Raw genomic sequence first — 25,117 nt, 5'->3', positions numbered from 1 at the left:
GAAAGAAACGCCATGAAACTGTTCTTCAACAAGACCTCACCCTATGCGCGGAAAGTCCGCATCGCTGTGCTGGAAAAGAATCTGGCGGGCCGCGTAGAGTTCGTCGAAACCGATCCTTGGGCCAGCCCGGCCGAGCTGCTTGCTGTCACGCCGCTGTCGAAAGTGCCGGCGCTGGTGACCGATGACGGCCGGGTGGTGACGGAAAGCGACAGCATCATCCAGGTGCTTGATCTGCTGGGTGGCAGCCCGCCCTTGCTGCCAGCCGAGCCAACGGCGCGCATCGACACGCTGGCCCGCGCGGGTCTCTGCCAGGGTCTGATTGATGCCAGCTTCATCTCGGTGATCGAAGGACGCCGTCCCACTGCCGGCCAGTGGGCGGACTGGGTGCAGCGCCAGCGTGCCGCCGTGGAGCGGGCATTGGTTCATGCCAATGGTTTCAGCCTCAGCCCGCAGCGTTTCGATCTGGGCGATATCGCGCTGGCAGCGGCGCTCGGTTATCTGGATTTCCGCCTGACCGATATTCCCTGGCGCAGCCGCTATCCGGCATTGGCTGCCTGGTATGATGCGGCGGCACTGCGGCCCTCGATGCAGGCGACCCGGCCCGACTGAACCTGGCAGACTGATCAAATCCAGCCTGTGCAACTGCGAAATCCGGTCCGGCCCTTGTCATCGCCGGGGCGGGCTTTAGAGTCGCCCGGTCTTTATGGTCAGGGCCCCCAGATCGATCCGGGGCCTGCTCTTGGGAGTGAATCATGGCGAACGAGCTTCAGCATTTCATCGGCGGCAAGAAGGTGGCGGGCAAGTCCGGCCGTTTCCTCGATGTCTACAATCCGACCACCGGCGAAGTCGCCGCCAAGGCGCCGCTGGCCACCAAGGCCGAGGTGGAAGGCGCGATTGCCGACAGCCAGAAGGCCTTTGCCGAATGGAGCATGACCTCGCCGCTGACGCGCGCCCGCGTCATGTTCAAGTTCAAGGAGCTTTGCGAGAAGAACGCCGATGAAATCGCCAGGCTGATTTCCAACGAGCATGGCAAGGTGATTTCCGATGCCAAGGGCTCGTTGCAGCGCGGCCTGGAAGTCGTGGAATTCGCCTGCGGCATCCCGCATCTGCTGAAGGGCGAGTATTCCGACAACGTGGCGCGTGGTATCGACGTCTATTCGATGCGCCAGCCGCTCGGCGTCGTGGCCGGCATCACGCCGTTCAACTTCCCGGCCATGGTGCCGATGTGGATGTTCGGCGTCGCCATCGCGGCGGGCAACACCTTCATCCTCAAGCCCAGTGAGAAGGACCCGTCCTGCCCGCTGAAGCTGGCCGAACTGATGCTGGAAGCCGGCGCGCCTCCGGGCGTGCTGAACTGCGTGATCGGCGACAAGGAATCGGTCGACACGCTGCTCACCGATCCGCGCATCCAGGCCATCAGCTTCGTCGGCTCAACGCCGATCGCGCAGTATGTCTACGCCACGGCGGCGGCGCATGGTAAGCGCGTGCAGGCCATGGGCGGCGCCAAGAACCACATGATCGTCATGCCTGATGCCGATATGGACCAGGCCGTGGATGCACTGATCGGCGCCGCCTACGGCTCGGCCGGCGAACGCTGCATGGCCGTTTCTGTCGCCGTGCCGGTGGGCAAGGGTACGGCTGACCGGCTGGTGGAAGCGCTGGCGCCGCGTGTCCGCGCACTCAAGATCGGCCCCAGCACCGACAAGGATTCCGAGATGGGTCCGCTGGTGACGGCGGAGCATCTGGCCAAGGTGAAGGACTATGTCGATACCGGCGTCAAGGAAGGCGCCAAGCTGGTGGTGGATGGCCGCGGCCTGAAGCTGCAGGGCTATGAGAAGGGCCACTTCATGGGCGGCTGTCTGTTCGACAACGTCACGCCCGACATGCGCATCTACAAGGAAGAGATTTTCGGCCCGGTTCTGGGCGTGGTGCGCACCGAGACTTTCGAGGAAGCCGCGAAACTGCCGACCGAGCATGAATTTGGCAACGGCGTGGCAATCTTCACCCGTGACGGCGATGCCGCCCGTGACTTCGCCGCCAAGGTGCAGGTCGGCATGGTCGGCATCAACGTGCCGATCCCGGTGCCGCTGGCCTTCCACACCTTCGGTGGCTGGAAGAAGTCGGCCTTCGGCGATACCAACCAGCATGGCCCGGAAGGCGTGAAGTTCTACACCAAGATCAAGACGGTGACGGCGCGCTGGCCGACCGGCATCCGTTCGGGTGCCGAGTTCAACATCCCGACGATGAAGTAAGCCGGGTTCAGTCCCATCAGACGCGGGCGGCAGGTGACACTGCCGCCCGTCTTGTTTTTAAGGGTCTGGCTGTTTTAAACAGGTCTCATGTCCATCCTCGAAACCTATCGCGGCAAGCTGCAGTCCGGCGAACTGGCGGAAGATCCGGCCCAGGCGCTGGCGGCCGAGAAGCTGGAACTGCTGAGCCAGCGGCTGAAGCATTACCAGCCCAATAAAGCTACCTGGGGCGAGGACGGCTGGCTGCAGAAGCTGTCATTCGGCCGCAAGCGCGAACCGGCACCGCAGGGCCTCTACATCTACGGCGATGTCGGACGCGGCAAGTCGATGCTGATGGACCTGTTCTTCAAGGAAGCTACGGTCGAGAAAAAGCGCCGCGTGCATTTCCACGCCTTCATGCAGGAGGTGCATGCGGAAATCTTCCGCTATCGCAAGCTCCCTGAAGACGATGCCGAGAAGAAGGCGGGCGGCGACGATCCGATCAAGCCGCTGGCCAAGAAGATCGCCAGGACCACCTGGCTGCTCTGCTTCGACGAGCTGCAGGTCAGCGATGTCGCCGATGCGATGATCCTGGGCCGGTTGTTCGAAAAACTGTTCGATCGTGGCGTCGTGGTCGTGGCGACGTCGAACCGCCATCCCGATGACCTGTACAAGAACGGCATCAATCGCGGGCTGTTCATGCCCTTCATCGCGCTGTTCAAGGACCGGCTGGATGTGCTGCATCTGGCTGCCAGCCGCGACTACCGCCTGCAGCGCCTGCAGAAGTCCCCGGTCTGGTTCAGCCCGATGAGCGCCAAGTCGACCATCGCACTGGATCGCATCTGGAACCTGCAGACCGACGATGCCGAAGGTGAGGCGCTGGAGATCGAGTTGCTGGGGCGCAAGCTGAAGGTGCCCTGTCAGGCCCGTGGCGTGGCGCGCTTCACCTTTGGCGACCTCTGCGAGCAGCCGCTGGGTCCGGCGGATTTCCTCGCCATCGCCAAGAGCTTCCACACGGTGATGATCGACAATATCCCCACCTTGAGTCCGGCCAAGCGCAATGAGGCCAAGCGTTTTGTGACGCTGATCGATGCGCTGTATGAGGCGCGCACCAAGCTGGCGGCGACGGCGGATGCGCCGCCGGAAACGCTCTATCCCGATGGTGAGGGTGCCTTCGAGTTCCAGCGCTGCGTGTCGCGGCTGAACGAGATGCAGAGCGAGGATTACCGCGCCCTGCCGCACATTTCTGAATAAGCGGAAAGCCTAGTTCGGCAGCAGCAGGTCGCGCGCGCGGTCGAGGCGGGCGTTGTCGAGCTGGGCACCGGCGAGATTGGCGCCGGAGAAGCGGCCATCGGTCAGGTCCGCGCCGGTGAGATCGGCGCCAGTCAGGTTGGCGTCGCGCAGGTCCGCGGCCACCAGGCTGGCACCCGACAGATTGGCGTTGATCAGCAGGACCTTCTTCAGCTTGGCAGCGCCCAGATTGGTGCGGGCGGCGCGCGCATTCGGCGCCTCGTCCTTGATCGCGGCCAGATTGGCGCCGCTCAGGTCGGCGCCGTCCAGATTGGCGCGGCTCAGGCTGGCGCCGCGCATGTTGGCGCGGGCAAGGTTGGCGTTGCGCAGATCGGCGAAGTTCAGGCGGGCCAGCGCCAGGTTGGCATTGGTCAGCACCGCGTTGGTGAAGCAGGCGCGTTCCAGCAGCGCGCCCATCAGGTTGATGCCACGCAGGTCGCGATCGGAGAAATCGAAATCGCTCAGGTCGGCGCGCAGGCCCTGACGGCCTTCGGAATGCACCCAGAGTTCGTGATGCCGCAGCACCTCGCTCAGGTCCTCGATGGTGTGGCGCGAAGCGGCGGCGAAGATCGCAGCGGCCAGTTCAGGCGAGCTGCGCAGCGCGGCATCGACGATGGCGCCGCGCAGGTCGGCATTGGCGAAATTCGCGCCGCCGATCTGGGCCCCCGACAGGCTGGCGCCCGAGAGATTGGCGCCGGAGAAATCGGATTGCTGCAGGTCGGCGCCTTCCAGGCGGGCTGACATCAGCTGCGCCTTGCGCAAGTCAGCGCCGCGCAGGTTGCTGTCGTCCAGGTTGGCATCAGCGAAATCGGCATGCAGGGCGAAAGCCTTGGGCAGCTGCGCGCCCGAGAGGTCGGCGCGCTGGGCCGAGGCGCCCGAAAGGTCGATGGCGCGCTTGGACGGGCCGCTGTCGCTGATGCGGCCCTCGGCGTCATAGATGGGAGCCAGTGCTTCGGCGCCATTCGACTCCGCCATGTTGGCGTCGTTCAGGCCGGCAGCGCGCAGGCAGGCGCCGCGCAGATCGGCCCAACGCAGGTCGGCGCTGTCGAGCGTGGCGTTGCGGAAATCCGAGCCGCCGCATTTGGACATCGAGAGGCGGGCGCCATCGAGGCGGGCGCGATGCAGGCGCGCGCCGGTCAGGTCGGCCAGGGTGAGATTGGCACCGGTCAGGTCGGCGTCGGAAAGATCGGTAAAGGCCAACATGGCCGGCTGCGCGCCGGGCTTGCCGGCCAGATGGGCTTCATGCTCACGCAACACGTCGCGCAGTTTTTCTGCGCCAACTTTTGTCAGATGCGGAGGAGCTCCGCGGGTGAAATCGCCCATAACGCTGTGCGGCCTTACCTGGAACGCGTGAACAGAAGATTCGACCGCAAATTTAGCGCGAATCGGCTAAGCCAATCCAGCCGTCTCCCCCTCGACTTTGGGCGCAATCTACCAGATCAGCCGCGTCGTTCCACCATCAGCTTCTTAATTTCGCCGATTGCCTGCGCCGGATTTAGCCCCTTGGGGCAGGTCTGGGCGCAATTCATGATGGTGTGACAACGATAGAGACGGAAGGGATCTTCCAGGTTGTCGAGACGGTCGCCCGTCATCTCATCACGGCTGTCGGCGATCCAACGATAGGCCTGCAGCAGCACGGCCGGACCCAGATAACGGTCGGAATTCCACCAATAACTGGGGCAGGAGGTGGAGCAGCAGGCGCACAGAATGCACTCATAGAGGCCATCCAGCTTCTTGCGCTCCTCCGCCGATTGCAGGCGCTCGCGAGTCGGCGCCGGGCTCTGGGTCTTCATCCAGGGCTCGATCGAGGCGTACTGGGCATAGAAGTTGGTCAGGTCCGGGACCAGGTCCTTCACCACCGGCATATGCGGCAGCGGATAAATCTTCACGTCGCCGCCGATATCCTCGCAGGCCTTGGTGCAGGCCAGCGTGTTGCCGCCATCGATATTCATGGCGCAGGAACCGCACACACCTTCGCGGCAGGAGCGGCGGAAAGTCAGCGTCGGGTCGATCTCGTTCTTGATCTTGATGAGGGCGTCCAGAACCATCGGTCCGCAGTCGTTCATGTCGACTTCGTAGGTATCGACCTGCGGGGTCTTGCCGTCATCCTGGTTCCAGCGATAGACGCGGAACTTCTTGATCTTGCGCTCCTCGCCGGCCTTGGCGGGCGGGAGCGACCAGGTCTTGCCCTCGGTGATCTTGGAATTCTTCGGAAGCGCGAACTCGGCCATGGGGAGGTGTCCTTGTGTCTTCGATGGTCGCGCTTAGTACACGCGCTTCTTCGGCTCGATATACGAAATCTCGTTGCTCAGCGTGTAGGTGTGCACCGGACGGTAGTCGATGGTGACATTGCCCTTGTCGCCGAACCACGACAGGGTGTGCTTCATCCACTCCTTGTCGTCGCGATCCGAGTAATCCTCGCGCGCATGCGCGCCGCGGCTTTCCTTGCGGTTCTCGGCCGAATGCATGGTGACCACGGCCTGGCCGATCAGGTTGTCCAGTTCCAGCGTCTCCACCAGATCGGAATTCCAGACCAGCGTGCGATCGGTGACTCCGACATCGGGCATCAGCTTGTTGACCTCGTCGATCAGGCCGACGCCTTCCTTCAGCACCTCGCCGGTGCGGTACACCGCGCAGTTGTTCTGCATGGTGCGCTGCATCTTGTCGCGAATCTGCGCCGTGGTATGGCCGCCCTTGGCATTGCGGAATTTGTCGAGGCGGGCCAGCGCGTTGTCGCCAGCGCCCTTGATGTCGCGATGCTTGGAGCCCTTGTCGACCACCTGGGCCGCACGGATGGCGGCGGCGCGGCCGAAGACGACCAGATCGATCAGCGAGTTCGAGCCCAGGCGGTTGGCGCCATGCACCGACACGCAGGCGGCTTCACCGATTGCCATCAGGCCGGGCACCACGCTGTCGGGATTGCCGTCCTTCAGGGTCAGCACTTCGCCGTGATAGTTCGTCGGGATGCCGCCCATGTTGTAATGCACGGTCGGCAGCACCGGGATCGGCTGCTTGGTCACATCGACGCCAGCGAAGATCTTGGCGCTTTCCGAGATGCCGGGCAGGCGCTCGTGCAGGGTCTTCGGATCGAGATGATCCAGATGCAGGTAGATGTGGTCCTTGTTCTTGCCCACGCCGCGGCCTTCGCGGATTTCCATGGTCATGGCGCGGCTGACGACGTCGCGCGAGGCCAAGTCCTTGGCCGAGGGCGCGTAACGCTCCATGAAGCGCTCGCCTTCGGAGTTGACGACATAGCCGCCTTCGCCGCGCGCACCTTCGGTGATCAGGCAGCCCGACCCGTAGATGCCGGTCGGATGGAACTGCACGAATTCCATGTCCTGCAGCGGCAGGCCGGCGCGCAGCACCATGCCGCCGCCGTCGCCCGTGCAGGTATGGGCCGAGGTGCAGGAGAAGTAGGCGCGGCCGTAGCCGCCGGTCGCCAGCACCACCATCTTGGCGCGGAAGCGATGCATCGTGCCGTCGGCCAGATTCCAGGCCATCACGCCGCAGCAGGCGCCTTCCTCGTCCATGATCAGGTCGAGGGCGAAGTATTCGATGAAGAACTCGGTGTCGTGCTTCAGCGACTGCTGGTACAGCGTGTGCAGGATCGCATGGCCGGTGCGGTCGGCGGCGGCGCAGGTGCGCTGGGCCGGGCTCTCACCGTAATTCTTGGTCATGCCGCCGAAGGCGCGCTGGTAGATCTTGCCCTCTTCAGTACGGCTGAACGGCACGCCGAAATGCTCGAGCTCGATCACGGCCGGCACGGCTTCGCGGCACATGTATTCGATGGCGTCCTGGTCGCCGAGCCAGTCCGAACCCTTGACGGTGTCGTACATGTGCCAGCGCCAGTTATCTTCGCCCATGTTGCCAAGGGCAGCCGAGATGCCGCCCTGCGCCGCGACCGTGTGGCTGCGGGTGGGGAAGACCTTGGAGATGCAGGCGGTCTTCAGACCGGCCGCGGCGAGACCCATGGTGGCGCGCAGACCCGCGCCGCCGGCGCCGACGACGACGACATCGTAGAAGTGGTCCTGGACCTGATAGCTGGCGGGCATGGCGTTAGGCTCCGAAAAACAGCTTGAGCACCGACAGGGCGGCAATGCCGCCCACGACGAAGGTGGCGAAGGTGATGGCGAGCAGCGAGACCAGCTTCAAGCCTTCACCATGCACGTAATCCTCGATCACCACCTGCAGGCCGAGCTTCATGTGCCAGAAGACGGCCAGAATGCTGAGCAGCGCCACGACGGCGAGCAGCGGATGCTTGAAGGCGGCGACGACGGCGGCATGGTCGCCGCTCGACAGCTTCAGCACGGTCACCACCATGATCAGCAGCAGCGGGATCATCGCGACGGCGGTGACGCGCTGGATCCACCAGTGCTGCACGCCTTCCTTGGCGGCACCGAGGCCGCGCACTTTCTTCAGCGGGGTGCGCATCGTGTTTGTGGTCTTGCTCATGATGCGCTCCTCACTTCCACATGTAGGCGAGAATCCAGGCCAGCACGGTCAGCACGACCGAACCGCCGATCACCGCCCAGCCCGACTTGTTGGCGACCGGGATGGTGTAGCCGTAGCCGCTGTCCCAGAAGAGATGACGGATGCCGTTCAGCAGGTGGTAGAACAGCGCCCAGCTGAAGCCGAGCAGGATGAGCTTGCCGATCCACGAGCCGAGGCAGGCCTGCATCATCGCGTAATAGTCCGGACCGGCGGCAGCGGCGCAGAGCCATGCGGCCAGCAGCAGCGTGCCGGCGGCCAGACCGCAGCCGGTGGCGCGATGCAGGATCGACGTCGCCATGGTGACGGGCCAGCGATAGATTTGCAGGTGAGGGGAGAGCGGTCGCTCGACGTTCGCCATTTTTTGCGCCTTCGCCCGAATGGGCATTCGCGGATGGGGCGTGCGCCGGCGACAGCAGGGGAAACGCGGCCGAGTCGGCGCCCGAAATGCAGGGCGGATACTAGCCCCGGACCCTGCTTAGTCAATCATCGGGTGACTCTGTTTTTAATGGCCTAAACCCACCACCGGCAAGGGAAATTACCGGTAACGTGGGGCGCGCATGGCGCTAAAAACCTGCGAAGGATTCGCAAGTCGGCGGAGCCTTTCTCAAGGCCCCGCCGAGACGCAAGTTTCAGTACAGATCGCCCATCTTAATGGAGATCGTAGGCCCGTTCGCCATGAGTGGTGATGTCGAGGCCGTCGAACTCGTCTTCTTCGGTCACCCGCAGGCCGGTGGTGGCGCGCAGGCCGACGAAGATCACCCAGGAGACCACGCCGGCCCAGGCCGCCGTGACGCCAAGGCCGAGCAACTGGTTGCCGAACTGCGTCATTGCATCGACGCCTTCGGCGAAACCGGTGCCGCCAAAGCCAGGCTGGCCGACGACAGCGACCAGCAGGGTGCCCAGCGCACCGCCGACGCCATGCACGGCGAAGACGTCGAGCGAGTCATCCAGCTTGAACTTTTGCTTGAGCAGGTTGGTGATGGTGAAGCAGACCAGACCGCCGCAGAAGCCGATCAGCACCGCGCCCATCGGACCTGCGACGCCGGCAGCCGGCGTGATGGTGGCAAGACCCGCGACCAGTCCGGTGACCGTGCCGATCAGCGACGGCCGGCCGTGACGCATCCATTCGATGGCCATCCAGGTCAGCGCACCGGTGGCGGCCGAGATATGCGTCACCAGCATCGCCATGCCGGCGCCACCGCCAGCAGCCAGAGCCGATCCGGCATTGAAACCGTACCAGCCGACCCACAGCATGCCGGCACCGGTGGCGGTCATGCCCGGATTGTGCGGAAGCAGCGGTTCATGCGGGAAATCGCGACGTCGGCCCACCATCACGGCGGCAACAATCGCGGCCATACCGGCGGTGACATGCACCACCAGACCGCCGGCGAAATCGATCACGCCGCGCTCGGCCAGCCAGCCGTTGCCCCAGATCCAGTGACAGACCGGCACATAGACCAGGAACAGCCAGAAGATCGTGAACAGCACCACGGCCGAGAAGCGGATGCGCTCGGGCCAGGCGCCGACGATCAGCGCCGGGGTGATGATGGCAAAGGTCATCTGGAACATGAAGAACAGCGTTTCGGGCAGGCCATCACGCAGCGTGTCGACGGTGACGCCGGCCATGAAGGCGCGGTCAAAGCCGCCGATCCAGCCCTGCAGGTTGCCACCATCGGTGAAGGCGAGGCTGTAGCCGGCGATCAGCCAGAGCAGCGAGACCAGCACGGCGATCAACACGCAATGCATGACGACACTGAGCGCGTTCCGCGCGCGGACCAGGCCGGCATAGAACAGCGCCAGACCCGGCAGGGTCATAAACAGCACCAGCGCCGTGGCGGTCAGCAGCCAGGCGGTGTTGGCGGCATCCAGCGGCTTCTCCTCGGCGGCGAAGGCTGGAAGGGATGCGAGAGACAATACGAGAGCGAGCGCCGCCAGGCGGCGCAGCGAAGAGACGATCATTGGGTAATCCCCACCCTGTTTTTATCGTTTGGCGAAACGGTTCGGCCGTCCTTTGCCAGCGGGCGAAACGCCGGCAAAATGGGCAGGCTGCACAAGCACGAGGCATGCCACCAGAGCGGCACGGGAAATGCTGGAAAACAGATGGGTACGCGGCCGCACCATGGTGGTTGCCGTCAAATTCGGCAAATTTGTGCCGAAAGGCTGTGCTTTTGCCTAAATTATAATCAATTCCGGGCGATCAGGCCCGACGCGGCATCAGTACCCAGTAATCCAGGTCCAGCACCACGCTGTCGGGGTATTTGCCGGCGGCGTCCTTGTCCGGGAAGCCCGTCCCCGGCTGGTCCTTCAGGCCAACAGTGCGGATGCGCAGCGCGCCGATATCGTGCCGGCCGAGCAGCTCGGCTTTCTCCAGCACCTCCGACCAAGCATAGACCGTATGGCCGGCCAGGGTCGGGTTCACATGGCGGCCGCCATTGATGGCGGCGACGAAGATCGCGTTGGCCAGCCCGTTGAAGCTGAGCGCGCGCACCAGGCTGATGACATGGCCGCCATAGATCAGGCGGCGGCCGAGCTTGTCCTGGCCCTGCCTGAACTGGTCGAAATGCACCTTGGCTGTGTTCTGGTACAGCCGTGTCGCCAGCATGTGTTCGGCTTCCTCGATGGTCATGCCGTCGACATGGTCGATCTTCTCGCCCACGGCATAGTCATCGAAAGCCTGATCGCTGCCGGCGAGAGTCCAGTCGTAGGATTTGCAATCGAGTCCGGCCGGCACTTGCAGCTCTTCCGGCGCGACACGCTCGGCAAGCTGCGGCACTTTCTCTTCCGCGATGACGGCGTTTTCGTCGCGCTTGCGCACCATCACCCAGCGCACGTAATCCAGCACGGCCTCTTTGCCGCGATAGCCGATGCTGCGCACATAGACCACGCCGGTCTTCTTGTTGGAATTCTCTTTCAGGCCGATCACAGTCGACACCGTGTGCAGCGTGTCGCCGGCAAACACCGGCTTCAGCCAGCGGCATTGCGCATAGCCCAGATTGGCCACCGCGTTCAGCGACACATCGGGCACGGTCTTGCCGAAGAGGACATGGAAGGCCAGAAGGTCGTCGATGGGCGCGCCCTTCAGGCCGATCGATTGCGCGAAAGTATCCGCCGACTGCACGGCGAAACGCGGGCCGTAGAGCGCCGTATACAGCGTCACATCGCCCTGCGTCACCGTGCGCGGCGTCGCATGGCGCAGTTCCTGCCCGAGCCGGAAGTCCTCGAAATAGTTGCCCGGATTGGTCTTGGTTGCCATGTCAGGCCGCCTGCAGCCTGGTGATGGCGTCGGCCAGCGCAGCCAGCTTCTTTGCCTGCTCGACATGCAGGTTCTCGACCAGCTTGCCATCCACCAGCACCACGGCCTTGCCTTCCTTGGTGGCGGCCTCGAAGGCGGCGATGATCTTGTGGGCATGCGCCACCTGCGCCGCACTCGGTGCGAAGACGTGGTTGGCGATGGCTATGGTCTTGGGGTGAATCAGCGTCTTGCCATCGAAGCCCATCTCCAGGCCCTGGCGGCAGGCCGCCTCGAAGCCGGCATCGTCATCGAGATCGAGATGCACGCCATCGAGGATCGTCAAACCGTAAGCGCGCGCCGCCAGCATGCACAGGCCCAGCGCGGTGATCACCGGCAGGCGCATCGGTGTGTGATGGGCATTCAGGTCCTTCACCAGATCGGATGTGCCCATCACGAGCGCGCCGAGACGCTTGGAGGAAGAGGCGATGGCCTCGGCATGCAGGATGCCCTTGGGCGTTTCCATCATGCACCAGATCTGGGTGCGGCGAAGCGCACCGTGCTGCTCCAGCAGTTTTTCCAATTGCTGGACCTGTTCGGCGGATTCCACTTTGGGCAGCAGCACCGCATCGGGGCCGCATTGCGCCGCAGCGATCACGTCATGGATGCCCCAGGGCGTGTCCAGGCCGTTCACCCGGATGATCAGTTCGCGGCCGCCATAGCCGCCATCGGCCACCGCCATCTGCACCTGCTCGCGGGCCAGCGTCTTCTGGTCCGGGGAGACGGCATCCTCCAGGTCGAGGATCAGGGCGTCGGCCGGCAGAGTCTTGGCCTTTTCCAGCGCCCGGGCATTGGAGCCCGGCATGTAAAGCACGCTGCGGCGGGGACGAACGGTAACGGTCATGCGGCTGTCTCTTTGGCTATGCTGCAATGCGAAAGGCCCCGCCACTATAATCGGGGTCAGGGTCGTGGCAAGTTTCCGTCACGACAGCAATCGTCCGTGTAGTTACGACCTTGGGACCCCTGCCATGCGCGTGCTCAGCATCCAGAGTCAGGTCATCTACGGCCATGTCGGCAACAATGCCGGCGTGTTTCCGCTGCAGCGCCATGGCATCGAGGTCTGGGCCATTCCCACCGGTCTGCTGGCTTTCAATCCCTCCTACGGTCCACCGGCGCATCGCCCCACGGCGCCCGAGGAAATGGATGGCTGGATCGCCGCGCTGCAGACCCGGCCCGAGTGGGCGCAGATCGATGCCGTGCTGCTCGGCTGGCTCGGCAACCCGCGCACCGCCGAGGCGGCGGGCCGCGCCGCGCTGGCGGTGAAGGCCGCCAACCCGGATGCGATCTTCCTCTGCGATCCGGTGATGGGCGATACCGACAGCGGACTTTATGTGGATGCCAGCCTGCCGGCCTATATCCGCGACCATCTGTTTCCCGCCGCCGACATCATCACGCCGAACGGCTTCGAACTCGATTTCCTCACCGGCGGTCCGGTGCGCACCCTGCCGTCCGCGCTGGCGGCTTGCGATGCGCTGCGCCTGAAAGGCCCACCGACGGTGATCGCCACCACGCTGCACCGGGACGACGGCGGCCAGGGCAAGCTGGAAGCCCTGCTGGTGAATAGTGATGGCGCCTGGCTGGCCGCCGTGCCCAATCTGGGCGACGGCCTGCCCAAGGGCGCGGGCGATCTGTTCGCCTCGCTGTTCCTGGCCAACACCCTGAAAGGCCGCAACGCCAAGAAGGCGCTGCTGCAGGCGATGGCCGGCACCTTTACGCTGCTGCGCGACGCGCAGGAATATCGCATGCCGGAGATGCGGCTGGAACTGCTGCAGGATGCATTGCTGAAGCCGCAGGTCGAGCCGGATATCCAGCGCGTGCGCTGATGATACCTATAAGGCGGCGCGGATGATCGCGCCATCACCGTCGTAGAAGATGGTGAAGCCGAGCAGCATGTCGACGGTCGTACCGTCACCGGCCAGCGGCAGCAGCAGGCGCTCCAGCGCAGCGGCGCTGCTGTTGAAGCCGAACCGCGGCCGGCCCTGACGATAGCTGCCTTCATGGCGTTCCACGGCGGCGATATACGGCGCCTGCATCACTGGATCGGTGGCGAAGGCCGGCTCCGCCTCGTCGAACCAGCGGCCGGTCTTTGACGATCCGAATCCCAGATCGACATGGCTGCCGACCAGCCGGTAGCGCAGGCGCAGATCGTTCTGCGGCGTGCGGTGCACGTCCAGCAGCCACAGATGCGGCAGCAGCCGCGGGATGATTGTCGGCTGGATATGCTGCCGGCCGGGCAGGCATCTCGGCAGATGATCTTTCGCCGGCACCAGCGAATGCCACCAGGCCAGGCCTTCATGCATCAGCGCATGCGCGCCGGCGGGCAGGGAGATAGTGCCGCTCATGGATAGGGTCCGATGATCATGCCGTCGGGCATGTAGAACAGCGTGAGGCAGAACAGCATGTCGACCGTCGCGCCGTCGCGCGCCATCGGCAGCAGGATGCGTTCCAGGGCGTGATACAGCCGGTTATGGGCAAAGAGCGGCGCGCCCTTGCGATAGCTCGGCTGGGGGGTCTGCAGCATGGCGATATAAGGACCGCAGACCTCGGGCTTGAGGAAGAAGTCCGGCATCACCTCGTCCATGCGCTGGCCGGTATGGGTGCGGCCCATGGCGCGATCCACCGCCGTGCCGACCATGCGATAGCGGAAGGTGGGCGGCGTGCCGTCGGCGACGTCGACCAGCCAGACATGCGGCAGCAGGGACGGGATGTCGAGCGGATCGAAATGCTGTCGCCCCGGCAGGCGTCCGGGTGCGGGCGCGATCTGCTGCCAGTATTGCCAGGCGCGTCGCACCAGGGGGTTGGCATCGTCGGGGAGGGAGAAAGCGGTCATTGATGACCGCATTACAGCGAAGCTTGGCAGCTTGCGCAACGCACCAATTCTGTCAAACCGCCCCGGTTCGCAGCCGACTGATCCGATTGCGAGCAGGAGAGGGCGGAGCTACCCGTTCAGGGCGGCCAGGAGACAGCAGGGCAAAACCGGGTGCCGGCGATGCGGCACCCGGGTCAGCGTCGTCTTACTTCTTCATTGAATCCTTCATCATGCTGTCCGACTTCATGCCGTCGGCCTTCATGTCGTCCTTCTTCATGGAGTCCTTCATCATGGTGTCGGACTTCATGGAATCAGCCTTCATGCCGTCCGACTTCATCGTGCCGGCCGAATCCTTCATCGGCATGGCATCTTTCATCGGGGCCTGGGCCATGGCCTGACCGGCAGCCACGGAGAGGGCGCTGGCCAGCACGGCGGCGATCAGGTGTGTCTTGGTGAACATGGCATTTCCTTCGCAAACCGCAGGGTTGGTGGGCGGCGCGGCGATCGCGGCCTGATATCGCCCGCACCTGCAGATCATTCGCGGCCAGCCGGGCCTGCGTTACACCGCTCACGGCTTCGTGTTGAAAAATCTTTTTTGCCATTCCGCCGTAACATCGGGCTATATGCCGGCGAATGGACTGGATGGAATGAGGGACGCGCCGGCAATAGACCGGACCGAAACCGAATGGGCAGACCTGATGAAGGCTGCGCTCAACGGGGATGGCGTTGCCTATCAGGCCCTGCTCGCGGCACTGGCGCCGGTGCTGCGCGCCACCGCGCGGCGCGGCTGCCTGCGGGTTGGGCTGACGGCGGCGGATGCGGAGGATGTGGTGCAGGAGACATTGCTGGCCATCCACCTGAAGCGGCAGACCTGGCAGACCGATCTGCCGATCGGCCCGTGGATCCGTGCCATCGCCCGCAACAAGCTGATCGACGCCCTGCGCCGGCGTGGCCGGCGCGGCATCGAGCTGGATGTCGATGCGATGAGCGAGGTGTTGGCCGCGCCAGCGCCTGAAGAGACCGGCGTGCGGCAGGATGTGGCGCGCCATCTGGATGCGCTCGCGCCGGGCCAGCGCAATGTCGTGCGGGCCATTGCGGTCGAGGGCGTGTCGATCCGCGACACGGCCGGCCGGCTGGGCATGAGTGAGGGTGCGGTGCGCGTCGCACTGCATCGCGGACTGGCGGTGCTGGCCCAACGCTTAAGAGTAGAGGGCGCCTGAGAGGAGCCGAGGGATGAAGACCGATGATCTGATCCGCGCACTGGCCGCCGATGCACCGGTGCGCGGTCTCGGCCTGCACAGGCGCATGGCTTATGCCATGTCTGTAGGGCTGATTGCGGCGCTGGTGCTGTTCCTCTGGCTGCTGGGGCCGCGCGCCAATGCGCTGCAGTCGCTGGACAGCCTGCGCTTCCTGCTGAAATTCGCGGTCACGCTCGGTCTGGCGGTCGCCGCCACCGGCCTGGTGCTGCGCCTGATCCGGCCGGGCATGCCGCTCGGTCTGTGGCGCATCGCAGTCTTTCTCGCACCGGGGCTTCTGCTGCTCGGCGTCGGGCTGGAGCTTGCGCTGCTGGCGCCATCGGAGTGGATGACCGCGCTGGTGGGGCGCAACTCCCGCACCTGCATGACGTATATTCCGCTGATGGGGCTGGCGCCGCTCGGCCTGCTTTTGCTCGCATTGCGGCGCGGCGCGCCGGGTAATCCGGCGCTGGCCGGCGGCGTGGCCGGACTGATCGCCGGCGGCCTGTCTGCCGCGCTCTATGCGTCGCACTGCCCCGACGACAGCCCGCTGTTCGTCGTCACCTGGTATTCCATCAGCATCGCCATGCTGGTCGCGCTGGGCGCCCTGATCGGCCGCCGGGTGTTGCGCTGGTAAAAGAAAACGGGCCGCTCAGCTTGCGCTGGCGGCCCGTAAAGTCGGAACTCTTGCTTCTGTACTGAAACGTTTACGCCGCCTGCTTCTTCAGATGCTTGGCGGCCAGGACTTCCGCGATCTGCACGGCGTTCAGTGCCGCGCCCTTGCGCAGGTTGTCAGACACTACCCACATCGCCAGGCCGTTCTCGACGGTGAAGTCCTCGCGGATGCGCGACACGAAGGTGTTGTAGTCGCCAGCACAATCCAGCGGCGTGATGTAGCCGGCGTCCTCGCGACGATCCAGCACCTGCACGCCCGGGGCGGTGGAGAGGATTTCGGTGGCTTCCTCGGCCGAGATCGCCTGCTCGAATTCGATATTCACGGCTTCGGAATGGCCGATGAACACCGGCACGCGCACGCAGGTGGCAGTCAGCTTGATCTTGGGGTCGAGAATCTTCTTGGTCTCGGCCACCATCTTCCATTCCTCCTTGGTGTAACCGTCGTCCATGAAGACGTCGATATGAGGAATGACGTTGAAGGCGATCTGCTTGGTGAACTTCTCGCGCACCACCGGATCGTTGACCAGGATCTGCTTGGTCTGGCGCTCCAGCTCGGTGACGCCCTCGTTGCCGGCACCCGAGACGGACTGATAGGTGGCGACGACGACGCGCTTGATGGTGGCGCGGTCATGCAGCGGCTTCAGCGCGACCACCAGCTGCGCGGTCGAGCAGTTCGGATTGGCGATGATGCCCTTCCTGGTATAGCCGCCGATGGCGTCGGCATTCACTTCCGGCACGATCAGCGGAACGTCCGGGTCCATGCGCCACTGGCTGGAATTGTCGATCACGATGGCGCCCTGGGCGGCCACGCGCGGTGCCCATTCCTTCGAGGTGGCGCCGCCGGCCGAGAACATCGCGATGTCGGTGCCGCGGAAGTCGAAGTCTTCCAGCGCCTTCACCTTGATGTGCTTGTCGCCGAACATGACGTCGCGGCCGACCGAGCGGCGCGACGCGAGGGCAACGATTTCCGAAACCGGAAACCTGCGTTCGTGGAGAATGTTGAGCATTTCACGGCCCACCACACCGGTGGCGCCGACAACGGCGACCTTATAGGTCATATCTGGCCTTCTTTCGCTGCGTCCGGCAGGTCGACACCCGGCGGACTATAGGAACACGAGACAATGTTGGTGCCCGGCAGGCCGCGCCCGGCAGGCGAGGCGGAAATTAGGCCGCCAAACCCCGCTTATCAAGCGGGAAATTACCCGGATTGACTCTCCAGGGCCAAAATTGTACCAAAAGGTACAATATAAATCGGAGCCTGCCGCCATGTCCCGTCCGCCCCTGCCGCCCTTCACCGCCGAGACCGCCGCCCAGAAGGCCCGCATGGCCGAGGATGCCTGGAACAACCGCGACCCGGCCAAGGTGGCGCTGGCCTATACCGAGCAGAGCGTGTGGCGCAACCGGGCCGAGTTCATCCAGGGCCGGGCGCAGATCGAGGAATTCCTGACCCGCAAATGGCAGCGCGAGCTGGACTACCGCCTGATCAAGGAGGTCTGGGCCTTCACCGGCAACCGCATCGCCGCCCGTTTTGCCTATGAATGGCGCGACGACAATGGCCAGTGGTATCGCAGCCATGGCAACGAGCAGTGGCAGTTCGATGAAAACGGCCTGATGGAGCGCCGCGAGGCCAGCATCAACGACGTGCGCATCGCGGAGAGCGACCGCAAGTTCAAGTGGCCGCTCGGCCGCCGGCCTGACGACCATCCGGGTCTGACGGACCTGGGCCTCTGAATGCCGGCCGCCCTGATCACCCGCGAGGAAGCGATTGCGCGCATCGCGGAAGTGTTCCGCGAGCAGGGCTTCGAGGGTGCGAGTCTGAGCGCCATCACCGAAGCCTCGGGCCTGGGCAAGGGCAGTCTGTATAACCACTTCCCCGGCGGCAAGGACGAGATGGGTGCGGAAGTGCTCAATCATGTCGACCGCTGGTTCGAGATGGAAGTGTTCGCGCCTTTGCGCGCAACCGACGATCCGCGCGCAACGGTCGCGGCGATGTTTGCCGCCACCGATGCCTATTTCCGCAGTGGACGCCGCATCTGCCTGGTCGGCGCTTTTGCGCTGGATGCCACGCGAGACCGCTTTGCTTCGGCCGTGCAGGCCTATTTCGCGCAGTGGATTCTGGCCCTGACCCAGGCATTGTTGCGCGGTGGCGCAGGGGATGCCCGTATCCTCGCGGAAACTGCGGTCTCCGGCATTCAGGGCGCGCTGGTGCTCAGCCGTGCGCTGGACGATCCGGCGGTTTTCTCGCGGCAACTCTCACAATTGCAGGCGCAGCTTCTCTCTGCCCTTGCCTGACGCCACATTGAATTGACTGACGTAAGGGCAGCGGACTTAATCTTCCCTCAAAGATAATAATCGGAGAGGGACCGAGAATGACCGAGCTGATCCTGCACCACTATGGCACGTCGCCGTTTTCCGAGAAGGTGCGCATCGCCTTCGGGATCAAGCAGGCGGCCTGGCGCTCGGTGAAAATTCCCACCGTGATGCCCAAGCCCGATCTCACCACACTGACCGGCGCTTATCGCAAGACGCCGGTGATGCAGATCGGCGCCGACATCTATTGCGATACCCAGATCATCCTGCGCGAGATCGATCGCCATCATCCCGCGCCCACCTTCTATCCCGGGTCAGCCAAGGGCCTAGCCGAGGGTGTGGCCTTCTGGGCCGATCACCAGCTCTTCTCGGCTTCGGTTGCCGTTGCTTTCGGCAATGTCGGCGACCAGCTGCCCGATGCGCTGCTGGAAGATCGCTCGAAATTCTCCGGACGCACGATTGATCGCAGCAAGCTGAAGATGCAGGGCGCGGTGATGAATGGCCCGCTGCGCGCGCATCTGGGCTGGATCGAGGATGCGCTGCATGATGGCCGCAAGTTCCTGTTCGGCGATGCGCCGAGCCTGGCCGACCTTGCCGTCTATCACTGCGTCTGGTTCGTGCGCGAACGTTCAGGCGCGACCGATATCTCGGATTACACCGCGCTGAATGTCTGGGCCGATCGCATGAAGGCCTTCGGTCATGGCAGCAAGACCGAACTGGAGTCGGGTGAGGCCGTGAAGATCGCCAAGGCGGCTGAACCGATGCCGGTGAAAGACGGCGTCGCACCCAATCCGCTGGGGCTCTCGGCCGGCGCGATGGTCAGCGTCACGCCCGATGATACCGGCCGCGATGCCACGGTGGGCGCGCTGGTCGGCCTGACGGCGCAGAGCGTCACCATCCGGCGCGAGACGGAGGAAGCCGGCATGGTGCATGTGCATTTCCCGCGCGCCGGCTTCATCCTGGTGCCGGCAAAGGTGTGATCGGATGGGCAAGACGATAGAATTTTTCTACGACGTCTCTTCGCCCTGGACCTATCTGGCCTTCACCAACATCCAGCCGCTGGCGGCCGAGTTCGGCGCGACGATTGCGTGGCGGCCGTTCCTGGTCGGCGGCGTGTTCAACGCCATCAACCCGACCATGTATCACATGCGTGAGAATCCGGTGCCGGCGCGCGAGGCCTGGATGCATCAGGACATGCAGGCCTGGGCGAAACTGGCCGGCATCACCATCAGGTTTCCGCCGGCGGTGTTTCCGGTGAACAGCGTGAAGGCGCTGCGCGGCATCCTCTGGGCCAGGGACTTTGGCAAGGATGTCGCGCTGTCGAAGGCCTTCTTCGAGATGTACTGGGCCGAGAACCGCGACATCAGCCAGGATGATACGGTGGCCGAGGCTGCGTGTCGTGTGTCTCTTGATCCGGTCTCGCTCGCAGAGGCGATCAACGATCCGGCGATCAAGGCGCAGCTCAAGGCCAACACGGATGAAGTGATCGCGCGTGGCGGCTTCGGCTCGCCGACGATCTTCGTCGATGGTCAGATGTTCTTCGGCAACGACCGCCTGCCGCTGGTGCGCGAGGCGCTCCAGAGAAACTGATCAGGCGCGCCTGATCAGCCCTGTGGCCGAATGGGCCAGCGCCTGCAGGCCGAAGCCGATGAAGATCAGGCCGCTGAGGCGGGTGATCCAGAGTTCATGGCGACGGTAGGTCCGTCGCACCAGCGGCGCGCCGATCACCCAGACCAGAATGACATCGCCGAGCAGGAAGCCGATGGCTGCCCCGGCCAGCAGGCCCGGTAGCACCGACCAGCCCAGCTCGGCGGCCTGCGCCGCCAGCAGCGCGGTGAACATCGCCACCGCCACCGGATAACCCTTGGGATTGGTCAGGCCGAAGGCAAGGCCGCGTAGCAGCGGGCGTTCGACATGCGTGTTAGTCACGCTGCCGTCGGCGCTGCGCTTTGCGGTGGCGGCGCGCCAGCCAAGCCAGAGCAGATATGTGCCGCATATCAAACCGAGCAGATCGAACGCCAGGCTGCCCAGGCTGGCCGAGCCGATGATGGCGACCAGCGCCAGCGTGGCCCAGACGATGTCGCCGGCGAAATGCCCGAGCAGGAAGTTGAGGCCGGCGCGCCGACCCTGTCCGGCGCCGATGCCGAGGACGCAGAGAAAGGCGGGCCCGGGCGTCAGCGTGGTGGCGGCGGCCGCCAGTGCGGCGGCAAGGTAGAGCGAGAAGGTCATGGCTTCAGCCTAGCGGATCGCGCGTCGGCTTGAGAAGCGCTAAGCTGGCGCTATGTTCGCCGTGATCGCGGTTCCGGAATTCTCAGCGGCCGATGCGGCCTGGATCGATGCGATCCGGCGCGCCCATGATGCGCACTACGAGCGCGTCGCCGCCCATGTCACGCTTCGCTTCCCGCATGACGCCGAGGACGAATCTTGGTTCGCCGGCCAGATGATGGCGGTGGCGGCGGTGACTGCGCCATTCGCGGTCGCCTTCGACCGCATCGACCGGATGGAGGATCCGCACCAGCCGAAATACAGGTTCCTGAATGTGCTGATGGCGGATGCGGCCAGCGTTGTGCCGCTCGGCGCGCTTTATCGCGATCTCGGCGGACGGGGAGAGTATGCGCCGCATCTGACGCTGACCCGCTTTGGCGCGGTCTTCTCGGCCAAGGCGCTGGAGCGCCAGATGGGGCCGCTGCAGAAACCGGTTTTGGGACGCATCGCAGCGCTGGACCTGCTGAAGATCGAGCATGGCGCGATCCGCGTGCTCGCCACGCACGCACTGAACGGCTAGGTCGTCTCCAGCTTGTGCGCCTGGAAGCAGGGCAATTTTTCCGCACGTTCGGTCAGCGCATAGAGATTGGGATACAGGCCGGCCGGCGCCAGTTCGGGGATCAACGCGCGCAGGAAGCTGACCAGCACGGCGGCGGTAATATCGGCCATGCTGAGTTGCTCGCCCAGCAGCCATGGCCCCATCTTGTGCGCGTCCAGCGCCTGCAGGCCGCCGCTGGCCTGCCGCAGCAGATGTTGCCGCCAGGGTTCGTGCACCTTGTCGGCGGGGCGGCGTTTGACCTCGTAGATGGCGTTCACGGCCTTATCCATGACACCGCTGCCGATCGACATCAGCTGGATGCAGTCGCGTCGCGTGCGGCCATGCGGCGGGATCAGGCTTTTCGCCGGGCCGACCAGTTCCATCACATAGTCGAGGATCGCGGCAGATTCGATCAGCCGTTCACCGCCGTCCAGTTCAAGAACCGGCACGCGGCCGACCGGGTTGAGTTCCAGGCCGCGCTCGGGATCGGCGGTGACCGAGAGATATTCGCGGGTATGGGGAATGTCGAGCAGGGTCATCGCCACAGCGACGCGGCGGGAATAGGGCGACAGGTTGCGGCCGATCAGTTTCAGCATGCTCGCCCTCCTGGCGGTTTTCCAACACTCGCCGAAATGCGTGCTGTCATGCAAGCAAAGAAAAAGGCCGGGAGCGCGAAGCCCCCGGCCTTGGTGTTTCTGTTGTAACAGACGGCTTACGCAGCCAGCTTGTCGAGTTCCTTGAGCAGCGCGTCGCCCATGCCGGTGGTGCCGACCTTGTTGCTGCCGCCGCCCAGATCGGCGGTGCGCACGCCGCTCTTCAGCACATTCTCGGCCGCCTGGTCGATCAGGTCGGCGTCGGCGCCGAGATCGTAGGCGTAGCGCAGCGCCATCGAGAAGCTCTGGATGGTGGCGAGCGGATTGGCGATGCCCTTGCCCGAAATATCCGGGGCCGAACCATGCACCGGCTCGAACAGCGCCATGCGGCGGCCGGTCGCGGGGTCAGCCGCACCCAGCGATGCCGACGGCAGCATGCCGAGCGAACCGGTCAGCATGGCGGCGGCGTCCGAGAGAATGTCGCCGAACAGGTTGTCGGTCACCATGACGTCGAACTGCTTGGGCGCGCGCACCAGCTGCATGGCGCCGTTATCGGCATACATGTGCTCGAGCTGCACGTCCTTGAATTTTTCCTGGTGCAGCTTGGTGACTTCTTCGCGCCACAGTACGCCGGATTCCATCACATTGGCCTTTTCCAGCGAGGTCACCTTGTTGCCGCGCTTCTCCGCCAGCTCGAAGGCGACGGCGGCCACGCGGCGGATTTCACTGGTGGTATACACTTGCGTGTTGATGCCACGGCGTTCGCCGTTGCCGATGTCGCTGATGCCGCGCGGCTGGCCGAAATACACGCCGCCGGTCAGTTCGCGCACGATCATGATGTCGAGGCCGCGCACGATCTCGGGCTTCAGGCTGCTGGCATCCACCAGGGCATCAAAGCACTTGGCCGGGCGCAGGTTGGCGAACAGGTCCATTTCCTTGCGCAGGCGCAACAGGCCGCGCTCGGGCTTCTGGTCAAACGGCAGGTTGTCCCACTTGGGGCCACCGACGGCGCCGAGCAGCACCACGCCGCAATCCAGCGCGGCTTCCATGGTCTTGTCGGCCAGCGGCGTGCCGTGCTTGTCGAAGGCCGAGCCGCCGACCAGGTCTTCCTTCACGTCGAAGGAGACATGCCGGCGCTTGTCCATCCAGTCGATGACGCGGCGGACCTCGCCCATCACCTCGGGACCGATCCCGTCGCCGGGCAGCATCAGCATCGTACGATTGGAAGCCATTCTCGTGTGTTCCTTGTTGTAACTGTAACGATCAGCGGCCGGCCTGGGCGTAGAGCCAGGGCTGGGTGCTATGCTGCTTGCCCTCGAAGCTGTCGATCTTCGACTTCTTCTCCAGCGTCAGCCCGATATTGTCCAGGCCGTTGAGCAGGCAATGCTTCTTGTGCGCGTCGATCTCGAACTTGATCACGCCGCCATCGGGGCCGGTGACTTCCTGCTTCTGCAGGTCGACGGTGATGCGGGCATTGTGGCCGCGCTTGGCGGCGTCCATCAGCTTGTCGACATCGGCCTTCGGCAGCGTGATCGGCAGGATGCCGTTCTGGAAGCAGTTGTTGTAGAAGATGTCGGCGTAGCTGGTCGAGATCACGCAGCGGATGCCGTAGTCCAGCAGCGCCCAGGGCGCATGCTCACGCGACGAGCCGCAGCCGAAATTGTCGCCGGCGACCAGAATCTGCGCGCCCTTGTACTGTGGCTGGTTCATGAAGAACTCCGGCACCGGCTTGCCGTCCGGGGTCTCGCGCAGCTCGAAGAACAGGCCTTTGGCCAGGCCCGTGCGCTCCACAGTCTTGAGGAACTGCTTGGGGATGATCATGTCGGTATCGACATTGATCATCGGCAGCGGGGCGGCGACGGCGGTCAGTGTGGTGAACTTGTCCATGATCTTCTTTTCCTTCGCTCAGGCGATCTTGCGCACGTCGGTCAGCGTGCCGGCAATCGCAGCAGCAGCGGCCATCGCCGGGCTCATCAGATGGGTGCGGCCGCGTGCGCCCTGGCGGCCTTCAAAGTTGCGGTTCGACGTGCTGGCGCAGCGCTCTTCCGGCTTCAGCTTGTCGGCATTCATCGCCAGGCACATCGAGCAGCCGGGTTCACGCCATTCGAATCCGGCCTCGACGAAGATCTTGTCCAGACCCTCTTCCTCGGCCTGGTTTTTCACCAGACCAGAGCCGGGCACCACCATGGCATGCACGCCGGCGGCCACCTTGCGGCCCTTGGCCACCACGGCGGCGGCGCGCAGGTCCTCGATGCGGCCGTTGGTGCAAGAGCCGATGAAGACGCGCTGCACCGGCACGGTATCCAGCTTCTCGCCGGCCTTCAGCCCCATGTAGTTTAGCGCGCGCTCAAGGGCGGCGCGCTTCTGCTCGTCCTGCACATCAGCCGGGTTGGGCACGATGCCGGTGATCGGGGCCACGTCCTGCGGGCTGGTGCCCCAGGTGATGTGGGGTGCGATCTCGGACGCCTTCAGTTCAACAATCGTATCGTAATGCGCGCCGTCGTCCGAGGGCAGTGTCTTCCACCAGGCCAGCGCCTGCTCGAAGGCCGCGCCCTTGGGGGCATGCGGCTTGCCCTTCACATACTCGAAGGTCTTCTCGTCGGGCGCGATCAGGCCGGCGCGCGCACCAGCCTCGATCGACATGTTGCAGACCGTCATGCGGCCTTCCATCGACAGGGCGCGGATGGCGCTGCCGGTATATTCCATCACATAGCCGGTGCCGCCGGCGGTGCCGATCTTGCCGATGATGGCGAGGATGATGTCCTTGGCGGTCACACCGGGGCCGAGCTGGCCGTCGATGTTGATCTTCATGTTCTTGGCCTTGCGTTGCGGCAGGGTCTGGGTGGCGAGCACATGCTCGACCTCCGAGGTGCCGATGCCAAACGCCAGGCTGCCGAAGGCGCCATGGGTCGAGGTGTGGCTGTCGCCGCACACGATCGTCATGCCGGGCTGGGTGTAGCCCTGCTCCGGACCCACGATATGCACGATGCCCTGGTTGACGTCGTTCATCGGGTAATAGTTGACGCCGTATTCCTTGGCGTTGCGGTCCAGCGTCTCGACCTGGATGCGGGCCTCCTCGTCCTCGAACACGAACTGCGCGCGGTCCGGAGTGGTCGGCACGTTGTGGTCGGGCACGGCTACGGTGCGGTCGGGGCGGCGCACCTTGCGGCCGGCGGCCTTCAGGCCGGCGAAGGCCTGGGGCGAGGTGACCTCATGGACCAGATGCAGGTCGATGTAGAGCAGGCCGTTGCCGTCGCCGTCGATATCGACGAGGTGGCTGTCCCAGATCTTGTCGTACAGGGTGCGGGGCGCGGTCATGGTTGCTGGTCCGATTTATTAAGGTGTTCAGGGGCGTTACGGAGGCCGGATTCAAGCCCAGCGGGGCCTCCCCGTC

Annotated in this window: 28 protein-coding genes; 11 read left to right on the top strand and 17 right to left on the bottom strand. The window is 64.5% G+C overall.

From position 1 onward, the window contains the following. The first annotated feature begins 12 nt into the window (after positions 1–12). The 3 genes from AC1RRE_RS17740 (at position 13) to zapE (ending at position 3,482) form a co-directional block, all read left to right on the top strand. Positions 13–609 carry a glutathione S-transferase N-terminal domain-containing protein gene (locus tag AC1RRE_RS17740; RefSeq protein WP_492982891.1) on the top strand — a complete coding sequence of 199 codons (597 nt, stop codon included), beginning with the start codon at positions 13–15 and terminating at the stop codon, positions 607–609. A 143-nt stretch (positions 610–752) separates the two neighbouring features. Beyond that, the gene (locus AC1RRE_RS17735) at positions 753–2,252 is read left to right on the top strand and encodes a CoA-acylating methylmalonate-semialdehyde dehydrogenase (protein WP_492982889.1); all 1,500 of its coding nucleotides are present in this window, start codon (positions 753–755) and stop codon (positions 2,250–2,252) included. Positions 2,253–2,339: 87 nt separating this feature from the next. Then, the gene (gene zapE / locus AC1RRE_RS17730) at positions 2,340–3,482 is read left to right on the top strand and encodes a cell division protein ZapE (protein ID WP_492982887.1); all 1,143 of its coding nucleotides are present in this window, start codon (positions 2,340–2,342) and stop codon (positions 3,480–3,482) included. Between the two features lie 9 nt (positions 3,483–3,491). On the opposite strand, the gene AC1RRE_RS17725 is transcribed toward zapE, so the two are convergent. The 8 genes from AC1RRE_RS17725 to AC1RRE_RS17690 form a co-directional block, all read right to left on the bottom strand. Beyond that, positions 3,492–4,841, bottom strand: a complete 1,350-nt coding sequence (locus tag AC1RRE_RS17725) for a pentapeptide repeat-containing protein (RefSeq protein ID WP_492982885.1) — start codon at positions 4,839–4,841, stop codon at positions 3,492–3,494. Between the two features lie 116 nt (positions 4,842–4,957). Continuing rightward, a complete protein-coding gene (locus AC1RRE_RS17720) occupies positions 4,958–5,749 on the bottom strand; it encodes a succinate dehydrogenase iron-sulfur subunit (RefSeq protein WP_492982883.1) in 792 nt (263 codons plus the stop codon). A gap of 33 nt (positions 5,750–5,782) precedes the next feature. After that, positions 5,783–7,570, bottom strand: a complete 1,788-nt coding sequence (gene sdhA, locus AC1RRE_RS17715; protein WP_492982881.1) for a succinate dehydrogenase flavoprotein subunit — start codon at positions 7,568–7,570, stop codon at positions 5,783–5,785. 4 nt (positions 7,571–7,574) lie between these two features. Beyond that, on the bottom strand, positions 7,575–7,970 hold the full coding sequence (gene sdhD, locus AC1RRE_RS17710) for a succinate dehydrogenase, hydrophobic membrane anchor protein (RefSeq protein WP_492982879.1): 396 nt from the start codon (positions 7,968–7,970) through the stop codon (positions 7,575–7,577). 10 nt (positions 7,971–7,980) lie between these two features. After that, on the bottom strand, positions 7,981–8,367 hold the full coding sequence (sdhC, locus tag AC1RRE_RS17705) for a succinate dehydrogenase, cytochrome b556 subunit (protein ID WP_492982877.1): 387 nt from the start codon (positions 8,365–8,367) through the stop codon (positions 7,981–7,983). A gap of 290 nt (positions 8,368–8,657) precedes the next feature. Further along, the gene (locus AC1RRE_RS17700) at positions 8,658–9,968 is read right to left on the bottom strand and encodes an ammonium transporter (RefSeq protein WP_492982875.1); all 1,311 of its coding nucleotides are present in this window, start codon (positions 9,966–9,968) and stop codon (positions 8,658–8,660) included. Between the two features lie 238 nt (positions 9,969–10,206). Then, the gene (locus tag AC1RRE_RS17695; RefSeq protein WP_492982873.1) at positions 10,207–11,262 is read right to left on the bottom strand and encodes a MaoC family dehydratase; all 1,056 of its coding nucleotides are present in this window, start codon (positions 11,260–11,262) and stop codon (positions 10,207–10,209) included. A 1-nt stretch (position 11,263) separates the two neighbouring features. Then, the gene (locus tag AC1RRE_RS17690; protein ID WP_492982871.1) at positions 11,264–12,142 is read right to left on the bottom strand and encodes an HpcH/HpaI aldolase/citrate lyase family protein; all 879 of its coding nucleotides are present in this window, start codon (positions 12,140–12,142) and stop codon (positions 11,264–11,266) included. Positions 12,143–12,266: 124 nt separating this feature from the next. On the opposite strand from AC1RRE_RS17690, the gene pdxY reads away from it, so the two are divergent. Continuing rightward, a complete protein-coding gene (gene pdxY / locus AC1RRE_RS17685; RefSeq protein WP_492982870.1) occupies positions 12,267–13,121 on the top strand; it encodes a pyridoxal kinase in 855 nt (284 codons plus the stop codon). A gap of 6 nt (positions 13,122–13,127) precedes the next feature. Here the strand turns inward: pdxY and AC1RRE_RS17680 are convergent, their stop codons facing one another. From AC1RRE_RS17680 to AC1RRE_RS17670, 3 genes are all read right to left on the bottom strand, one after another. Then, the gene (locus AC1RRE_RS17680; RefSeq protein ID WP_492982868.1) at positions 13,128–13,640 is read right to left on the bottom strand and encodes a PAS domain-containing protein; all 513 of its coding nucleotides are present in this window, start codon (positions 13,638–13,640) and stop codon (positions 13,128–13,130) included. Continuing rightward, on the bottom strand, positions 13,637–14,128 hold the full coding sequence (locus AC1RRE_RS17675) for a PAS domain-containing protein (protein ID WP_492982866.1): 492 nt from the start codon (positions 14,126–14,128) through the stop codon (positions 13,637–13,639). Before AC1RRE_RS17675 ends, AC1RRE_RS17680 begins: the two co-directional genes overlap by 4 nt. Positions 14,129–14,312: 184 nt before the next feature. Continuing rightward, positions 14,313–14,567: a hypothetical protein gene (locus AC1RRE_RS17670; RefSeq protein ID WP_492982864.1), complete on the bottom strand. Its 255-nt coding sequence runs from the start codon at positions 14,565–14,567 to the stop codon at positions 14,313–14,315. A gap of 163 nt (positions 14,568–14,730) precedes the next feature. Here AC1RRE_RS17670 and AC1RRE_RS17665 point away from each other — a divergent pair, with 163 nt between their 5' ends. Both AC1RRE_RS17665 and AC1RRE_RS17660 read left to right on the top strand, forming a co-directional pair. Beyond that, a complete protein-coding gene (locus tag AC1RRE_RS17665; RefSeq protein WP_492982862.1) occupies positions 14,731–15,327 on the top strand; it encodes a sigma-70 family RNA polymerase sigma factor in 597 nt (198 codons plus the stop codon). A gap of 13 nt (positions 15,328–15,340) precedes the next feature. Then, positions 15,341–15,979 carry an NrsF family protein gene (locus tag AC1RRE_RS17660; RefSeq protein WP_492982860.1) on the top strand — a complete coding sequence of 213 codons (639 nt, stop codon included), beginning with the start codon at positions 15,341–15,343 and terminating at the stop codon, positions 15,977–15,979. 70 nt (positions 15,980–16,049) lie between these two features. On the opposite strand, the gene AC1RRE_RS17655 is transcribed toward AC1RRE_RS17660, so the two are convergent. After that, a complete protein-coding gene (locus tag AC1RRE_RS17655) occupies positions 16,050–17,075 on the bottom strand; it encodes an aspartate-semialdehyde dehydrogenase (protein WP_492982858.1) in 1,026 nt (341 codons plus the stop codon). A gap of 208 nt (positions 17,076–17,283) precedes the next feature. Between AC1RRE_RS17655 and AC1RRE_RS17650 the strand changes: the two genes are divergently transcribed. The 4 genes from AC1RRE_RS17650 (at position 17,284) to AC1RRE_RS17635 (ending at position 19,917) form a co-directional block, all read left to right on the top strand. Continuing rightward, positions 17,284–17,748 carry a nuclear transport factor 2 family protein gene (locus AC1RRE_RS17650; protein WP_492982856.1) on the top strand — a complete coding sequence of 155 codons (465 nt, stop codon included), beginning with the start codon at positions 17,284–17,286 and terminating at the stop codon, positions 17,746–17,748. After that, the gene (locus tag AC1RRE_RS17645) at positions 17,749–18,309 is read left to right on the top strand and encodes a TetR/AcrR family transcriptional regulator (protein WP_492982854.1); all 561 of its coding nucleotides are present in this window, start codon (positions 17,749–17,751) and stop codon (positions 18,307–18,309) included. A gap of 77 nt (positions 18,310–18,386) precedes the next feature. Beyond that, positions 18,387–19,307: a glutathione S-transferase family protein gene (locus AC1RRE_RS17640; RefSeq protein WP_492982852.1), complete on the top strand. Its 921-nt coding sequence runs from the start codon at positions 18,387–18,389 to the stop codon at positions 19,305–19,307. A gap of 4 nt (positions 19,308–19,311) precedes the next feature. Further along, positions 19,312–19,917 (top strand): 2-hydroxychromene-2-carboxylate isomerase, encoded by a 606-nt coding sequence (locus tag AC1RRE_RS17635; protein WP_492982850.1) that lies wholly within the window; start codon positions 19,312–19,314, stop codon positions 19,915–19,917. Here the strand turns inward: AC1RRE_RS17635 and AC1RRE_RS17630 are convergent, their stop codons facing one another. After that, positions 19,918–20,556, bottom strand: a complete 639-nt coding sequence (locus AC1RRE_RS17630) for a LysE family translocator (RefSeq protein WP_492982848.1) — start codon at positions 20,554–20,556, stop codon at positions 19,918–19,920. It lies immediately after the preceding gene. Positions 20,557–20,608: 52 nt separating this feature from the next. Between AC1RRE_RS17630 and AC1RRE_RS17625 the strand changes: the two genes are divergently transcribed. Then, a complete protein-coding gene (locus AC1RRE_RS17625) occupies positions 20,609–21,112 on the top strand; it encodes a 2'-5' RNA ligase family protein (RefSeq protein ID WP_492982846.1) in 504 nt (167 codons plus the stop codon). Here the strand turns inward: AC1RRE_RS17625 and AC1RRE_RS17620 are convergent. The 4 genes from AC1RRE_RS17620 to leuC all read right to left on the bottom strand — a co-directional run bounded on the left by AC1RRE_RS17620 (position 21,109) and on the right by leuC (position 25,041). After that, positions 21,109–21,726: a glutathione S-transferase family protein gene (locus tag AC1RRE_RS17620; protein WP_492982844.1), complete on the bottom strand. Its 618-nt coding sequence runs from the start codon at positions 21,724–21,726 to the stop codon at positions 21,109–21,111. The genes AC1RRE_RS17625 and AC1RRE_RS17620 overlap by 4 nt on opposite strands. Positions 21,727–21,842: 116 nt before the next feature. Continuing rightward, entirely contained in the window at positions 21,843–22,955 is a 1,113-nt protein-coding gene (gene leuB / locus AC1RRE_RS17615) for a 3-isopropylmalate dehydrogenase (RefSeq protein ID WP_492982842.1), read from the bottom strand. A 31-nt stretch (positions 22,956–22,986) separates the two neighbouring features. Beyond that, positions 22,987–23,610, bottom strand: coding sequence for a 3-isopropylmalate dehydratase small subunit (gene leuD / locus AC1RRE_RS17610; RefSeq protein WP_492982840.1), 624 nt, complete (start codon positions 23,608–23,610; stop codon positions 22,987–22,989). Between the two features lie 18 nt (positions 23,611–23,628). Beyond that, on the bottom strand, positions 23,629–25,041 hold the full coding sequence (gene leuC, locus AC1RRE_RS17605; RefSeq protein ID WP_492982838.1) for a 3-isopropylmalate dehydratase large subunit: 1,413 nt from the start codon (positions 25,039–25,041) through the stop codon (positions 23,629–23,631). Positions 25,042–25,117: the final 76 nt, after the last annotated feature.

This window comes from Ferrovibrio sp. GW821-FHT12D07 (assembly GCF_058807275.1).
The sequence above is the reverse complement of the archived record's forward strand: the minus strand, read 5'-3'. Positions and strand labels throughout refer to the sequence as shown.

Coding starts and splice junctions, on each gene's coding strand:
- AC1RRE_RS17740 (WP_492982891.1), top strand. CDS start 13: ATGAAACTGTTCTTCAACAAGACCTCACCCTATGCGCGGAAAGTCCGC.
- AC1RRE_RS17735 (WP_492982889.1), top strand. CDS start 753: ATGGCGAACGAGCTTCAGCATTTCATCGGCGGCAAGAAGGTGGCGGGC.
- zapE (WP_492982887.1), top strand. CDS start 2,340: ATGTCCATCCTCGAAACCTATCGCGGCAAGCTGCAGTCCGGCGAACTG.
- AC1RRE_RS17725 (WP_492982885.1), bottom strand. CDS start 4,841: ATGGGCGATTTCACCCGCGGAGCTCCTCCGCATCTGACAAAAGTTGGC.
- AC1RRE_RS17720 (WP_492982883.1), bottom strand. CDS start 5,749: ATGGCCGAGTTCGCGCTTCCGAAGAATTCCAAGATCACCGAGGGCAAG.
- sdhA (WP_492982881.1), bottom strand. CDS start 7,570: ATGCCCGCCAGCTATCAGGTCCAGGACCACTTCTACGATGTCGTCGTC.
- sdhD (WP_492982879.1), bottom strand. CDS start 7,970: ATGAGCAAGACCACAAACACGATGCGCACCCCGCTGAAGAAAGTGCGC.
- sdhC (WP_492982877.1), bottom strand. CDS start 8,367: ATGGCGAACGTCGAGCGACCGCTCTCCCCTCACCTGCAAATCTATCGC.
- AC1RRE_RS17700 (WP_492982875.1), bottom strand. CDS start 9,968: ATGATCGTCTCTTCGCTGCGCCGCCTGGCGGCGCTCGCTCTCGTATTG.
- AC1RRE_RS17695 (WP_492982873.1), bottom strand. CDS start 11,262: ATGGCAACCAAGACCAATCCGGGCAACTATTTCGAGGACTTCCGGCTC.
- AC1RRE_RS17690 (WP_492982871.1), bottom strand. CDS start 12,142: ATGACCGTTACCGTTCGTCCCCGCCGCAGCGTGCTTTACATGCCGGGC.
- pdxY (WP_492982870.1), top strand. CDS start 12,267: ATGCGCGTGCTCAGCATCCAGAGTCAGGTCATCTACGGCCATGTCGGC.
- AC1RRE_RS17680 (WP_492982868.1), bottom strand. CDS start 13,640: ATGAGCGGCACTATCTCCCTGCCCGCCGGCGCGCATGCGCTGATGCAT.
- AC1RRE_RS17675 (WP_492982866.1), bottom strand. CDS start 14,128: ATGACCGCTTTCTCCCTCCCCGACGATGCCAACCCCCTGGTGCGACGC.
- AC1RRE_RS17670 (WP_492982864.1), bottom strand. CDS start 14,567: ATGTTCACCAAGACACACCTGATCGCCGCCGTGCTGGCCAGCGCCCTC.
- AC1RRE_RS17665 (WP_492982862.1), top strand. CDS start 14,731: ATGCCGGCGAATGGACTGGATGGAATGAGGGACGCGCCGGCAATAGAC.
- AC1RRE_RS17660 (WP_492982860.1), top strand. CDS start 15,341: ATGAAGACCGATGATCTGATCCGCGCACTGGCCGCCGATGCACCGGTG.
- AC1RRE_RS17655 (WP_492982858.1), bottom strand. CDS start 17,075: ATGACCTATAAGGTCGCCGTTGTCGGCGCCACCGGTGTGGTGGGCCGT.
- AC1RRE_RS17650 (WP_492982856.1), top strand. CDS start 17,284: ATGTCCCGTCCGCCCCTGCCGCCCTTCACCGCCGAGACCGCCGCCCAG.
- AC1RRE_RS17645 (WP_492982854.1), top strand. CDS start 17,749: ATGCCGGCCGCCCTGATCACCCGCGAGGAAGCGATTGCGCGCATCGCG.
- AC1RRE_RS17640 (WP_492982852.1), top strand. CDS start 18,387: ATGACCGAGCTGATCCTGCACCACTATGGCACGTCGCCGTTTTCCGAG.
- AC1RRE_RS17635 (WP_492982850.1), top strand. CDS start 19,312: ATGGGCAAGACGATAGAATTTTTCTACGACGTCTCTTCGCCCTGGACC.
- AC1RRE_RS17630 (WP_492982848.1), bottom strand. CDS start 20,556: ATGACCTTCTCGCTCTACCTTGCCGCCGCACTGGCGGCCGCCGCCACC.
- AC1RRE_RS17625 (WP_492982846.1), top strand. CDS start 20,609: ATGTTCGCCGTGATCGCGGTTCCGGAATTCTCAGCGGCCGATGCGGCC.
- AC1RRE_RS17620 (WP_492982844.1), bottom strand. CDS start 21,726: ATGCTGAAACTGATCGGCCGCAACCTGTCGCCCTATTCCCGCCGCGTC.
- leuB (WP_492982842.1), bottom strand. CDS start 22,955: ATGGCTTCCAATCGTACGATGCTGATGCTGCCCGGCGACGGGATCGGT.
- leuD (WP_492982840.1), bottom strand. CDS start 23,610: ATGGACAAGTTCACCACACTGACCGCCGTCGCCGCCCCGCTGCCGATG.
- leuC (WP_492982838.1), bottom strand. CDS start 25,041: ATGACCGCGCCCCGCACCCTGTACGACAAGATCTGGGACAGCCACCTC.